This window comes from Olavius algarvensis spirochete endosymbiont (assembly GCA_900608495.1).
Taxonomy (GTDB): domain Bacteria; phylum Spirochaetota; class Spirochaetia; order DSM-2461; family DSM-2461; genus UBA2779.
Window position 1 is genome coordinate 1 of record UWYT01000115.1, and the last position, 14,093, is coordinate 14,093.

Annotated in this window: 10 protein-coding genes and 1 riboswitch; all 10 genes read left to right on the forward strand. The window is 50.5% G+C overall.

Annotated elements, in window-relative coordinates:
• The first annotated feature begins 362 nt into the window (after positions 1–362).
• The gene (locus tag S1OALGB6SA_RS03300) at positions 363–1,043 is read left to right on the forward strand and encodes a response regulator transcription factor (RefSeq protein WP_230204391.1); all 681 of its coding nucleotides are present in this window, start codon (positions 363–365) and stop codon (positions 1,041–1,043) included.
• A gap of 6 nt (positions 1,044–1,049) precedes the next feature.
• On the forward strand, positions 1,050–2,417 hold the full coding sequence (locus S1OALGB6SA_RS03305; protein WP_124032550.1) for a sensor histidine kinase: 1,368 nt from the start codon (positions 1,050–1,052) through the stop codon (positions 2,415–2,417).
• 635 nt (positions 2,418–3,052) lie between these two features.
• Positions 3,053–3,217: riboswitch (cobalamin riboswitch) on the forward strand.
• 11 nt (positions 3,218–3,228) lie between these two features.
• Positions 3,229–5,208 (forward strand): TonB-dependent receptor, encoded by a 1,980-nt coding sequence (locus S1OALGB6SA_RS03310; RefSeq protein ID WP_124032551.1) that lies wholly within the window; start codon positions 3,229–3,231, stop codon positions 5,206–5,208.
• Positions 5,208–5,891 (forward strand): energy transducer TonB, encoded by a 684-nt coding sequence (locus S1OALGB6SA_RS03315; RefSeq protein WP_124032552.1) that lies wholly within the window; start codon positions 5,208–5,210, stop codon positions 5,889–5,891. The genes S1OALGB6SA_RS03310 and S1OALGB6SA_RS03315 overlap by 1 nt, the downstream gene beginning before the upstream one ends.
• 169 nt (positions 5,892–6,060) lie before the next feature.
• Positions 6,061–6,867 (forward strand): DeoR/GlpR family DNA-binding transcription regulator, encoded by an 807-nt coding sequence (locus S1OALGB6SA_RS03320; protein ID WP_124032553.1) that lies wholly within the window; start codon positions 6,061–6,063, stop codon positions 6,865–6,867.
• Positions 6,855–8,270: a dihydrolipoamide acetyltransferase family protein gene (locus S1OALGB6SA_RS03325; protein ID WP_148084011.1), complete on the forward strand. Its 1,416-nt coding sequence runs from the start codon at positions 6,855–6,857 to the stop codon at positions 8,268–8,270. Before S1OALGB6SA_RS03320 ends, S1OALGB6SA_RS03325 begins: the two co-directional genes overlap by 13 nt.
• A 32-nt stretch (positions 8,271–8,302) precedes the next feature.
• Positions 8,303–10,750 carry an alpha-ketoacid dehydrogenase subunit alpha/beta gene (locus tag S1OALGB6SA_RS03330; protein ID WP_124032555.1) on the forward strand — a complete coding sequence of 816 codons (2,448 nt, stop codon included), beginning with the start codon at positions 8,303–8,305 and terminating at the stop codon, positions 10,748–10,750.
• Between the two features lie 40 nt (positions 10,751–10,790).
• A complete protein-coding gene (locus S1OALGB6SA_RS03335) occupies positions 10,791–12,137 on the forward strand; it encodes a PHP domain-containing protein (protein ID WP_124032556.1) in 1,347 nt (448 codons plus the stop codon).
• Entirely contained in the window at positions 12,125–13,243 is a 1,119-nt protein-coding gene (locus S1OALGB6SA_RS03340; RefSeq protein WP_230204390.1) for an SDR family NAD(P)-dependent oxidoreductase, read from the forward strand. The genes S1OALGB6SA_RS03335 and S1OALGB6SA_RS03340 overlap by 13 nt, the downstream gene beginning before the upstream one ends.
• 37 nt (positions 13,244–13,280) lie before the next feature.
• The coding region (locus S1OALGB6SA_RS03345; RefSeq protein WP_195910268.1) for an alcohol dehydrogenase catalytic domain-containing protein at positions 13,281–14,093 on the forward strand (813 nt) is incomplete at its 3' end.

Below are 14,093 nucleotides of genomic sequence, written 5' to 3' on the forward strand. Positions count from 1 at the left end.
GGGTATGGTCCTAGGGGATATGGTCCTATGGGGTATGGTCCTAGGGGATATGGTCGTAGGGGGTATGGTCCTAGGGGATATGGTCATATGGGGCATGGTCCTTGGGGATATGGTCTTTGGGGGCATGATGATCACGATCACTAGGATAGGGTCCTTGGGGGCATGATCACTAGGGATAGGTCCTTTTGGGGGCATGGTCCTTGGGGATATGGTCCCTGGGGTGAACCCGGCTGGGATTATTTCGACGAGGAGAGGTAATATTCTTTTCGTCTCCATTGACTGCCCCTCTCGGTCGACCGGCAGCACTTGCTGCGGTCGACCGAGGGGCGATCGCAGCTAGTTCGGGAGGTTCTTTGAGAAGAGTGACTATTCTGATTGTTGAGGATGAGGAAGGCTTAAATCGGATTATCAGTGATTACTTAGTGTCGATTGGCTGGCAGACGATTAGCGTCCAAAATGGGCCCGATGCCCTGGAATTATTCTATGAGAGGAACGTGGACTTCGTGCTGTTGGATATCATGATTCCCGGACTTGATGGACTGGATGTAATACGACGAATCCGAGCAAAATCGCACACACCAGTAATTTTTATTACCGCGATGGCCGAGGAATCCGATAAACTAATTGGGCTGGAACTCGGTGCTGACGATTATATTACTAAGCCCTTTAGTTTGAAGGAGCTGGCGGCACGAATTCGATCTGTTATGCGCAGAGTTGACACTGAGGAACATAAACAAAATAGCTTAAAGATTTTGAATCTGGAATTGGATACTAGATGTCGCCGCGCGAGTTTTTCGGGTCGTGCCTTGGATTTAACCACTGTCCAGTTCGATATATTGTATGGTTTCATGCGGCAACCCGGGAGGGTTTTCTCACGTGCTGAAATAATGGATTTTTTTCAAGTTCACGCATGGGAAGCGTATGAGCGCACGATTGATGTACACATCAAGAATATTCGTAAATCAATAGTGGCGGTGGGAGGACAACCCGGCTTTATTCAAACGGTGCGGGGAATAGGCTATCGACTCGAAATACCGAGATGAGGATGTATGAGGTTTTCACTTAAGGGAAAGATACTCGGTTCTTTTGCGTTGGTGGTGTTGCTCGCACTATCGGCGGCAGTGGGAACGGGCAATCGCCTTACTCGCACTCGTTATGACAATTTTGCCTTCGAGCGGGATTTCATGCGCGCCCAGTGGTTTTCGAAGGAGCTTGGGGAGTGGACGACCGATGCCAGGGGAGCCGCTGAGCGTGGAATGCATCACCACATGTCGCCGTATACCGAAGACGGGATAGAAATACAAATGATGGAGGGCTGGACTGATTCCCATATTGTGATTACGGATCTTTCGGGTAGGGTGTTATATGACGGTGCTGATTATGGCCATAAGAAGCTCACGCCTGATAACCCAAAACGAGTTCCCGTGTACGATGATGATAATATCAAAATTGGCTATCTCTACATGGGTCGAATGATTCCAGGCCTTCAGCGTCCGGCAGAACTTTTGGTTTTACAGAGGGCAGGTGTGATTTCATGGTTCGCGGCGCTTTCAATTTTTATTTTTGCCATGATTCTCGGTCTAATCATTACCGAAAACATAGTTAAGCCTATTAGGGATTTGAACCAGGCTGCCGGGGAAGTAGAGAGCGGGAACCTGAATGCCAGAGTGCTTAGTAAGAGAAAAGATGAGTTGGGAGATCTCACGCGCGGTTTCAATAATATGATTACCTCATTGGAGCATGCTGCCGCTCAACGCCGTAGACTCATAGCCGATTCGGCACATGAACTCCGCACTCCAATCAGTCTCATCCAAGCTCGCATCGAGATGATGGAGGAGGGAGTGTATCCTCTGGATGCTGATGGCCTGAGGGCCTTGTCGACCGAATCGAAGCGCCTGGCCGCGCTAGTTGATGAGTTAAGGATTCTATTTGAACTTGAATCTTCCGAATCGGCGATGAAACGAGAAGTATTTGATCTGGAAGCTCTAATTCGCGAGGTAATTGAGGCTGCCGAACCGAGCATCCGCCGGCTTGATATAGCAATTGAGCCCAGATTCTTCGGAGGTCAATCAGAAATCTCTGCCGATAGAGGGAAAATACGCGGATTGCTTGCGAATCTCCTATCCAATGCCCTCCGCTACGCCAAGTCGCGGATACTTTTTTCCATGCAGGTAGCTGAGGACTCTATTGAGCTGCATGTGGAAGACGATGGGCCTGGAATCGTGGTGGAAAATCTGGAAAGGGTATTCGAACGCTACTTCCGGGTAGATAAATCCCGAAGCAGGAATTCCGGTGGTACCGGCCTTGGACTTGCGATTTGCCGCGAGATTGCCAGGATGCATGGCGGCAACATTGTAGCCGGAAGTTCGGAGATGCTTGGAGGAGCAAAGATAAGTCTGCATTTACCTGTCGCTTAAGCGACAGGTAAGACTGGATGGGAATCTCCGGGCTCGTAGATGAACGCTAACGCTTGCTTGGCTGGGGGGGCGTCGCCACGATTTTCCGAAGCCCCTGCAGGGCGACTCTAACTTTCGGATACGGTGGTTGAATGCATCTCCCCACATAGACATTGCCGGATTGAGAGCCAGAGCCGGGATACTGGATATACTATTCGTAGGCTAAGTAGCTTCTTATCCAGATTGACTGCGAACCAAACAACCCAGGTATTTCGTCTCCATGCACTGAAGAACTCTGAGTTTTTCCATAGTATTTAATCGCATATAGGATGCAACAGCGACTTCCCACGTCATTTCGTGTCAATAAGCTATCAGAATCGCACCTCACAATCTAATATGAGGAACTCCTTCTGTTTGGAAACGGCTATAGGGTGCCTTTCTTTCTGGAAGAAACTCTTCTTGTTTTAAGATGAAACAGCGGTATTGCAGTTCTTGAGGCATTGAACGACAACTTACCATTCTCGAATATGAGCCGGCTTAGTTTCTCGCCTTCGGGAATGCCGGTGTGAAGAGCCGCATATTTTGAGAATTTCAATAGAGTTCGAGCTTATCGTATTTTCGCTGATCAGGGCTGTGTATCCGCTTGCTTCCTCGCCTCTTTTTGGGATAGCATAGCGTCACCGACGAGGGAGGAACGCGGTTAGATTCCGCGGCTGTCCTCTGCCAACTGTATCAGGCGATGGGCTGGTTGAGTGCCACCGAAAGGGAAGGCGACCAGCTTTGTGCCACAAGCCAGGATATTCCTTCGTGGTTAATTGCTGTGGAGGCACACATGTTCCGTTTTCCCATCCCAGGCGTTTTATTTGCCGGTGTATCCGCTCGAATGGCCCACCTTCCATCACCGGGAGGGTTGGTGAGTCTTATCCTGTTTTTGAGTGCCGCCGGCATCTCCTTCTCTGAAGATATGGAAATTGTGGTGAGCGCGTCGAGAATTGAAGAGGATGCTCGGAGCGACCCTTCCTATGTTCGCATTATTCCTTCTGAAATCCTCACCCGTGTCGATGGCGTTCTCGAGGCACTCAAAATTCTGCCTGATATCGGCATCAGAACGAACGCACCCGGCAAGAGCTCCATTTCGATGAGCGGTTTTGGGGAAAATGGTTATGCTCGCACCCTTGTTTTGGTTGACGGGCGCCCCGTCAATCGCGCGGATATGGCGTCTGTTAACTGGCAGCTGTTCTCGTTGGATGAAATCCTGCACATTGAGGTGATTAAGGGTCCACTCTCAAGCCAATATGGCGATCAGGCCATAGCCGGCGCCGTCAATATCATCACCAGGAAGCCTGAGGGTTTTGAAACCAGCATATATACTAATCTATCTACCGGACTCACCAACAGGGAATCGCTGAGAATTGTCTGGGGTGGGGACGTATTCTCTGTGCAGGGAAGTTTTTGCCGCATCGATTTGAATCCGAGTCGAAAAAGATCCGATTTCGATACTATATCCACCGGGCTGAAGCTTGGTGCGGATTTTCGGCATCTGGACCTTGGTTTGAACGGATTCTTCGCTAAGTCTTCTTATCAACTCCCAGGCGCCCTTTCTGAGAACGAATACAGGAACAACCCGGATAAGGCAAATAAAAAGGAAGATCAGGTATCGGAAACCATTTGGATGAGCGAATTCAACTTGGAAACCTCGATTGGTCCGCTGACACTCACTTTCCCAATATCCTGGCGTCATCTAAGTAGCGAAGCCGATGTAATCTCTGATACCTGGAATTTTTTCATCGACAGCATCCTGGACGATGTGCGTGGAAGTATTCAGACGGATATTGAGATTTATCTCAACGATCGTGTGATGCTGGTCCCCATAGCGGGAATTGATGTGAATTGGACTGAAATCACTGTTGCCGCCTGCAGCGAGAAGGGTAGACTCAGTCGAAATTCCAAAGAATCGGCTAAGCGTCGCGATCTTGCGCTCCGGCTGCGACTTAAGACGATGCTTGGTGAGCACTGGGTTGCCGATGCAGGTATGCGGTTCGCGGCATACAAAATCGCCGGAGCAGGGAAAGATGTTCGTTACATGCCCCTCGTTTACGATTTTGGCGGCGTCTGGATGCCAACAGAGCATTGGACAGCACGCCTACGATATGGACGGGTTTTTCGCTACCCCATGCTGGATGAACAGGTATCCTACTTCTCTAGCCCATCATCCATCAACACCGATTTGAAGCCGGAATTCGGACATCACGTAATTGGTTCCTTGGGATATGCCAAAAACATATACAGGGCCGATATGGCGGCTTACTTCATCGCAATGAGAGATGAGATTGTCTTCAATTCGGCTGATTCGAAAAATGCGAACATTGGTGATACTCAGCACATGGGCGCCGTTTTCAGCGTTTCGAGAACTGGCCCTGTTCTGGGTGTAAGTGGCTCATATGCCTTGGATTTTGCACGCCATAATAATTCAGGCAAACGGGTTCCCCTGGTTCCCCTACACAGCATCTATGGTCGAGTGTCCCTCGTTCCCATTGAACCCCTTACAATTTCCACGGACACCAGATTCACTTCCAGGTATTACAAGGGTGGAGATAACGACAACAGGAAAGAAGCGGTGAAGGGTAGGTTGAGTTGGGATGCGCGGATAGATTGGCGTCCCGTCGATAATCTAAGCATCTATGCCAAGGTGGCTAATCTGCTTGATGACCGCACGCCAACCGAGGTTTATTGGCAATCATATTCGGATAAGGAATCCTGGTATCCAATCGAGGGCCGTGAATTTAGCTTCGGTGCACTCTGGCGTTATTGATGTCGCTGATGTTATCAAGAAGTCTGATGATTGCAACAACGCTGTCTCTTGGCTTGCACAGCATTCTATTTTTTGCTGTGTTTTTTTGGACAGATGACTTTCCTGGAAGCACCAGGATAGAGGGTTCATCTTCGTTGACAATCCGCCTGACTAACTTGGACTCAGACGCCGGATTTAAGAAATTCGCCAATCCGACGAACCCTCATTTTCCCAATACAAGTTCAGAGTCAAATCCCTCTCCAAACCCTTCCGTTCCGGAATTTTCCGCTTCATCCTCCGCGCAGGTTTCCCCGACACTTTCCGCTCCAACCGCAGCGTCTGTGTTTCCGTCAAGGCAGCTCGATTCCGCATTTCCTGCGTCTTTGCCTGGTTCCGATACTCCTTCTTCCGCTTCTCAGGCAAACCCTTCATTCCTGCCTGCTGCGCCGCATTCCATTCCCAAACCGAATTACCCTCTATTCGCCAGGCGACAAGGAATCGAGGGAATTGTTTTAATCGAGCTGGATATTGATGCCGCCGGTGCACTTGCCAGCTTCAAATTCATTTCGCCCAGAAGCAATTCCTTACTGGAACAATCCGTTCTCGCCTCTCTTGAAAATCTTTCTTTTGTTCCGGCTATAAGCGATGGTCGGTTCGTACAGAGTACCCTCTTATTGAAATTTCGATTCGAGCTCGAAGATTGAGAAATGCCGGTGAAGTAGTGTCGAAAGGACAGGCATAGCTAATGAAACAGATTAGAAACATTTAATGAGTACTTGTACAGGTTGTTTTGAAGGTATAAAGTAAAAGCTGCGAAAGTTAATAAAAAGCCTGTGAAAGTGATAAGATTGGCGTGGAGCCTGGGAGTGAGTCTTGCAGCTGCTAAACGAGAGAGAAAGAAAAATACTCGATTTGCTGATTGAAAATCCGCATATAGGGGTGGCCCAGATGAGTTCACGTCTCGATGTATCGATGGTTACGGTGCGAAGCGACTACGATACATTGGCAGAGAAAGGCTATCTAATCCGCACCCGAGGCGGCGCCCTAGTGACTCTCCATCCCGAAATCCTCAGGCGTCAAAGACAGAATCCCGATTTAAAAACGCTTATAGCGAAAACCGCGGCCACCTTTATCAAGGATGAAGATTCAATTATGATAGAGGCGGGAACCACCACGGCTCTGATTGGGAAATATCTACTAGGTAAACGAAATATTAAAGTGGTGACGAACTCAACTCTGCTCCTGCCGTATTCACGGTGGAATCCGGCTGCATGCTTCACCTTTGTTGGCGGAGTTTTCTGTTCCGAGGCGGAGTCCATGATAGGGCCGACCACCGTGAATCATCTAAAAAGGTTCCACGTTAAGACAGCCTTCATCGGAACCGATGGATTCTCCTTAGAGAACGGGCTTACAGCGAACATGATGGAGGCAACCGAGGTGGTGCGCACGATGCACAATCGTTCGGATAGAACAGTGTTGCTAGCTGATTCGAGCAAGTGGAACCAAGTGGGATTTGCTCAAGTAATTCCGTTTGAAGAAATCGACGATCTGGTGATGGACTCAGGTTTACCGCGAGAGGTTCGGGAGAAAATTGAGTCTTTGGGTATAAACCTCCACATAGTGGAAGGTCGGATTTTAAACGAGCATAGACTAAGGAATGGCTTGCAGTGCACGAAATAGTAATGCCCAAGTTGGGCAACACAGTGGAATCCGTGATTATAGTAGCTTGGCGCAAAGAAGTGGGTGAGCAGGTGAATATAGGTGAGGCGCTGTGCGAAGTGGAAACTGATAAATCTACGATGGAGGTGGAAGCCGAGGAAGCGGGAATACTGCTTGCTCGGCTTTTTGATGTCGGCGATGAGATACCAGTGTTAAGTCGCTTTGCCGTTCTTGGTGAAGAGGGCGAAGATGTTTCGTCTTTGCTCACCTCCGGCGCTCCGGAAGCGGATGTCAAGGAACCGGTGAATACCAGGCGAGTGGTTTCCAGCACCTCCAGTACGCCCGATGCATTCAGCGTGTCCAGCGCGTCACCCGAAGTGAGTCGCCAAGAGGAGGAGAGCGCCCATTTAGGCATCTCTCCCCGAGCCTGGAGGCTTGCCTTGCGCGCTGGCCTCAGCCCGCGTTCTCTCGCCGGTTTTGCCACCGACGACACCGCTCTTGATGTCATACCCGGCACCGGTCCCGGAGGGCGTATAATCGAACGCGACGTGAAACGAGTTCTGGCGGGGTTTCCTCGCCCCGGCGTCGACTCCAAGTCGGCCAGCTCCGATACCTTCCCTATGCCAAGCGCTCAAGCAGCCTCTAAAACGCAGGCCCCAGAATATGGGACTGCTTCATCTCGCTCCTCTGTTTCGGAATCGACAGAACATCCGGAAGACGTCCAAAGCGAATTCCCGTACACCATCATACCCGTAAGGGGCGTGCGCAAAGTCATAGCTACACGAATGCATTCATCGCTGAGCAAGAGTGCACAGCTTACCCTGAATAGCTCTGCCCCCGCCGGCTCGCTTCTTGCCTGGCACCAGTCCTTCAAAAGTGTGCCGACTGAACGACAGGATATTTCGATTAATCACTTGCTGATGTTCAGCGTCTCCCGACTCCTGCCTCATCATCCAGAATTGAATGCCACGTTTCACGGAAGCGAGATACGAAGATATAGCTATGTCAATCTCGGTTTCGCGGTAGACACACCAAAGGGTTTGATGACTCCAGTAATAAGGAAAGCTAATGAAAGGTCTTTGTATTCGCTCAGGGCTGAGGCGAGGCGACTTGCAGATGCCTGCAGAGAGGGCAATATTTCTCCGGACGAGCTTGTGGGAAGCACATTCACTGTCACAAACCTTGGTGTGCTCGGGATTGAGAGTTTCACCCCAGTGCTGAACACGCCTGAAGTGGCAATTCTGGGTATTGGAGCAATCACCAATTCGCCAATTGAAACCGAAGCAGGCATCGGCATCGAGAAACGAATTGGTCTTTCCTTAACCATCGATCATCAGGCCGTCGACGGCACGCCGGGTGCGCACTTCCTGGCGCGGCTGGTGCGGTTGCTTGTGAAACCTGAAATGATTGCAGTGCTTTATTAGAAATGAGGAACAGCGAACTAGGAGAGAAGTGAATGCCGATAAACCAAGTAATAGACCCAGGGAAGGTTCGCAAGGCCGGATATATAAAGTTCAGGGATATTCCACTAAATCAATACAAGAGCGATTTTGTCAAGGAAGAGAGGAAATGGGGAAGGGAGAAATTGCTGGCCGCTTACTACCATATGCTGCTGATCCGCCAGTTCGAACTGGTTCTTGATTCCATTAAGAAAACGGGTGCTTATAGGGGCCTGGAATACAATCACCAGGGGGCGGCGCATCTTTCCGTTGGCCAGGAGGCCGCGGCCGTGGGGCAGTCCATGGCGCTCAGTCATGAAGATTACATCTTCGGTTCACACCGTTCCCATGGAGAAGTTCTGGCGAAATGTCTCTGGGCGATACTTACGATGGAGGAAGGTACCATCGATGCCTTGATGCGCGGATACATGGGCGGCGAGATTCTAAGGGTTGTGGAGAAGGATGCAAGCGGCGATCTGCGCGATCTTGGCGTGGACTATGTTCTCTATGGAGTGATGGCAGAGATATTTGCCCGCAAAACTGGCTTTAACCGGGGGCTCGGGGGTTCAATGCATACATTCTTTTCTCCCTTTGGTTCGATGCCTAACAACGCGATAGTTGGCGGCAGTGCGGATATTGCGGTGGGCGCCGCGCTGTATAAGCGAATCAATCAGCAGCCCGGCATTGTGATTGCCAACATAGGAGACGCATCCATGGGTTGTGGGCCGGTTTGGGAGGCGATGATGATGGCATCGATGGATCAGTATAAATTGCTTTGGGACATTGGCGGTGCACCGCCGGTGATGTTCAACTTTTTCAATAACTTTTATGGGATGGGTGGGCAGCCGGCAGGTGAAACCATGGGTTTCGGAGTATTGGCGCGTGTGGGGGCGGGGGGGAATCCGGATGCCATGCACGCCGAAAGGGTTGATGGCTATAACCCTCTTGCGGTTGCCGAGGCCACATTGCGTAAAAAAGAGATTCTGCTGGGAGGAAGGGGGCCGGTGCTGCTGGATGTTATCACTTACCGAATTTCAGGCCACAGCCCCTCGGATTCTTCAAGTTATCGTTCCAGGGAGGAGCTGGGGCTTTGGCAGGCTGGAGACTGCATCCTTGCCTATGAAAGCTATTTAAAGGATAGGGGGGTTCTGGACGAAGTTACGATAAGCGATACGCGTGCTCGGGTGGGAAGAAAACTTTTTGCCACCCTGGAGAAATCGGCTTCATTGAAGATTTCGCCTCGACTGGAAGGTTGTTCTATCGAAAATGTTATGTTTTCGAGGCAAAGGATGGAGAGCGGCGATGGGGAGCATAGCCCGCGGCTGCTCATCGCCGCGAAGGACAATCCCCGAGTGCTTTCCCTTACCGGAAAAATTCGTTCCGCTGCTGGCAGCAAGAAACCGAGTGCCACCAGGCTTTTTACATTTCGGGATGCCCTTTTTGAGGCTTTGCTCCATCGATTTTCGATAGATTCTACAATGGCGGCCTGGGGCGAGGATGTTCGTGATTGGGGCGGCGCCTTTGCAGTGTATCGGGGCCTGACAGAATCGCTCCCCTATCACCGGCTTTTCAATTCGCCCATTTCCGAAGGGGCCATTGTTGGAAGTGGTGTTGGCTATGCGCTATGCGGCGGCAGGGCCGTGGTTGAACTGATGTATTGTGACTTCCTTGGACGGGCGGGTGATGAGGTTTTCAATCAGATGGCCAAGTGGCAGGGTATGAGCGCCGGCATGCTGAAGATGCCCCTCACCTTGAGGGTTTCCATTGGGGCCAAGTATGGCGCGCAGCATTCGCAGGATTGGACAGCACTACTGGCCCACATCCCGGGTTTGAAGGTGTACTTTCCAGCCACACCCACCGATGCCAAAGGAATGCTGAATCTCGCCCTGAGTGGAACCGATCCGGTGGTGTTCCTGGAGAGTCAGAAGCTATATGGTATCGGTGAGCAGTTCGAGAAAGGTGGTGTACCGAAGGGGTATTACGAAACGCCCGAAGGTGTTCCCGCAATCCGGCGTCAAGGGAAGGATATCACCATTATCACACTGGGAGCCATGATTTACACCGCCGTTTCGGCGGCAGAAGAGTTGCAGGAACGTTTTGGTTTGAGTACGGAACTTATCGATTTGAGATTTGTCAATCCTCTGAATTACGATGTGCTTGTTGAATCGGTTCGAAAAACCGGCAGGGTATTGCTAAGCTCGGATGCGGTTGAGAGGGGTAACTTTCTTCACAACGTGGCCAGCAATTTAACCGCCCTGTGCTTTGACTATCTCGATGCCCCACCGGTGGTTTTGGGTGCAAGGAATTGGATTTCGCCTGCTGCCGAGTTGGAGGAAGAATTCTTCCCCCAGAAGGAGTGGATTATCGACTTGATTCATGAGCGTATTCTGCCGCTCGAGGGTTATACACCAAAATCCGCCCAAGGCAATGATGAGCAGCTTCGAAGATATAAGAGTGGAGTGTGAGCGTCCGTATGACTACCGATTGGCACTGATATGGATTTTTATGAATAGTATCGGCGAGTTTGCTGAATTAAGGCTGGAAGGCAAGGACGCCTCCACCAGACTGAATTCGCTGAGGAAGAAACTGGAGACTCGAAGAGCAACCGGCCCTATTCCTGAGCGCAGGGGGGAAGTAAGCATTCATATTCATACCTGCTACTCATTTAGTCCTTACAGCCCGGCGGAAGTGGTTTATGGCGCCTTGCTCACGGGTTTGGATGCGGTGGGGATAATCGATCATGAAACGATATCTGGTTGTCGAGAGATGCAGGACGCAGCCCGCCTCATTGGTTTGCCCATCACCTGCGGCTGCGAGCTTCGTGTTTCGGCCACTGGTACCAGACTTGAAGGTAGGCGGATAAACAACCCGGACTCGCTGAATATCCTTTATATGGTGTGTCATGGCATCCCAAGGTGGAATCTACCGAAATTCAATGCCTTTCTTAGGCCGATTCGGAGAGCTAGAGCCGCACGCATGGAAAGACAGGTTGCCATCCTGAATGAAGTTTTGATGAATGCCGGATTAATGCAGCTTGATTACACCGCTGATGTTGAATCTATTTCGATGAATCATCAAGGCGGAAGCATTACCGAAAGGCATATACTCTATGCGCTTGCACGAAAGATGGTTGCCCGTTTCGGTCGCGGCGCCCCTCTAATTTCAGCACTGAAACTATCTTTGGGTTTGAACGTCTCGACCTTGGCGGAGGAGCGCCTTTCGGATGGGGAGAACGAACATTTACTTTACGATCTGCTGGGAGTTTTCAAGAGTGTTCTTGTGCCAAGCTTCTATCAGGAACCTTCGTCCGAGGAATGTCTTCCGGTGAGGCGGGTTTGTGAGCTGGTTAACGACTTGGGGGCCATTGCCTGCTATCCCTATTTGGGGGATGTCGGCGAATCTCCAACCGGAGATAAGAAAACGGAATCCTTTGAAGATTCCTGGCTGGATGAGCTGTTTGAGGAGCTTCCACGGCTAGGTTTCAGAGCCCTGACGTATATGCCTCCCCGAAACAGCATTGCACAGCTTGGAAGAGTAAGAGAATTGTGTCGCGAGAAGAATCTTATGGAAATAAGTGGGGTGGATGTCAATTCCTCTCGTCAGAGTTTTCGCTGTTCGGAACTACATCAGCAGGATTTTCGCCACTTGAATGATTCCGCATGGGCCCTTATCGCACATGAGTATCTCAGTTCCTACGGTGGTTTCGGACTTTTTGATTTGAAATCTCCACTCAAGACAATGACTTTGAAGGAGCGCATCAAGATTTATGCTGGAATTGGGCGGCGCATAGATGCCAGGAGGCCCGAGAGGATTGTCGATATTGTTCGTGAGGAAGGTTTGTGGATAGATTAGAGTTGACGCCGATGCTTCGAGGGGCTTATATGGCGGCTTTGGGCTGCCCCGTTATAGTGCATTCGGCAGAGGATAGTCGGTTGGATATCCCGGAATTAGATTTTCCGTTCGGTGAGATAGGACAGAAAGGATTGGACTGGCCTGGCGACAGGCTGCCGATGGCTGTGCGAGTGAAGGGACTGGGGAGTTTCTATGTGGGACGCGACTGGGAGGAGGCCGAGCGTGCGGCGAGAATGCCTTTCGGTGAGCTTCCCTTATTTGCGCGGGATGCAAGCGTTCGACGCGGCGTGGTTGAGGGCAAGGTAGTTCTGATTACCGGTGGTGCGCAGGGACTCGGCGCAGGAATAGCTCGGGGTTTAGTGGAGCAGGGCGCATTTGTAATTATAGCAGATATCAATTTGGAGGGTGCTCGTGAGCAGGCTGATAAGCTGAATTCCTCCGGTTCACGCCGCGCCGAGGCTGTTGGAGTTGATGTTTCAAGTGAGCTATCGATTCGGAAGATGACCGAAAGAGTTCTTCTATCCGCTGGCGGTATAGATATTCTAATCAGTAATGCCGGGATTCTTCGAGCTGGGTCCGTACTGGAGCAATCAGCCGTTGACTTCGAGTTTGTAACAAGGATTAACTATTCGGCTTTTTTTCTGCTCGTTAAGCACATGGCATCGATTCTAGTGCGGCAGAGGGCAACGAATCCGGGATATAGCTCAGATATAATTCAGATTAATTCAAAGAGCGGCCTTGTGGGGTCAAATAAGAATGCGGCTTATGCCGGAGGGAAATTCGGTGGTATCGGACTGGTGCAGAGTTTCGCGCTGGAGCTAGTTGAGTATGGCATCAAGGTGAACGCTATCTGCCCGGGTAATCTTTTCGATGGTCCTTTGTGGTCGGATCCTGATAAGGGTTTGTTTGTTCAGTATTTGAAGACAGGCAAGATTCCGGGGGCTGGGGATGTGAAGGATGTGAGGAAATTTTATGAGGAGAAGGTGCCAATGGGCCGGGGTTGTGAGAGTCAGGACGTTTTGAGGGCGATTCTCTACTGTGTGGAACAGCAGTACGAAACTGGACAGGCTGTTCCCGTTACAGGTGGTCAGGTGATGCTAGGCTAGTATTCTGAAGAGAATCGGAGATATGAGGAGAGTTCTTGTGAGAACAATAGCGGTTCGAATGTATGGTAAGGGCGATCTTAGGCTTGAAAGTTTCGAACTTCCCGAGATGAGGGAAGATGAGATACTCGCGCACGTTGTTTCGGATAGCTTGTGTATGAGTTCTTACAAAGCTGCCATTCAGGGCGCGGAGCATAAGCGAGTTCCGGAGAACATTGCCACAAGTCCTGTGATGATTGGGCATGAATTCTGCGGCGAAATTGTTTCTGTTGGTTCAAAGTGGGCGGGAAAATACAAGCCGGGCGATAGGTTCACCATTCAACCGGCGTTAAATTACAAGGGCAGCTTGGATGCTCCGGGCTACAGCTATCAGTGGATTGGCGGTTCTGCCACCTACATTGTTATTCCGGATGAAGTGATGGAGATGGATTGCCTGCTGAGGTATGACCAAAAGGCGTACTATTTTGGCAGTCTATCCGAACCCATGAGCTGCATCGTGGGTGCTTTTAGGGCCAGCTATCATGTTCCCCAGGGAACTTATGAGCATAATATGGGTATTAGATCCGGAGGTTCTATGGCCATATTGGCAGGGGCCGGCCCCATGGGGCTTGGAGCTATCGATTTGGCTATCCACGGTGATGTGAAACCCCGCAGACTAGTGGTAACTGATATCGATGATGCCCGTCTTAAGAGAGCGGAGTATCTGTTTTCCAGCGCGGAGGCGGCAAGAAACGGCGTTGAATTGATTTATCTCAATACCGCCAGGCAATCGATAGGAAATGGATTGGCAGGAAAGTTTGATGATGTTTTCGTTATGGCGCCGGTAGCGGCCTTGGTGGAGCAAGCCGATAGA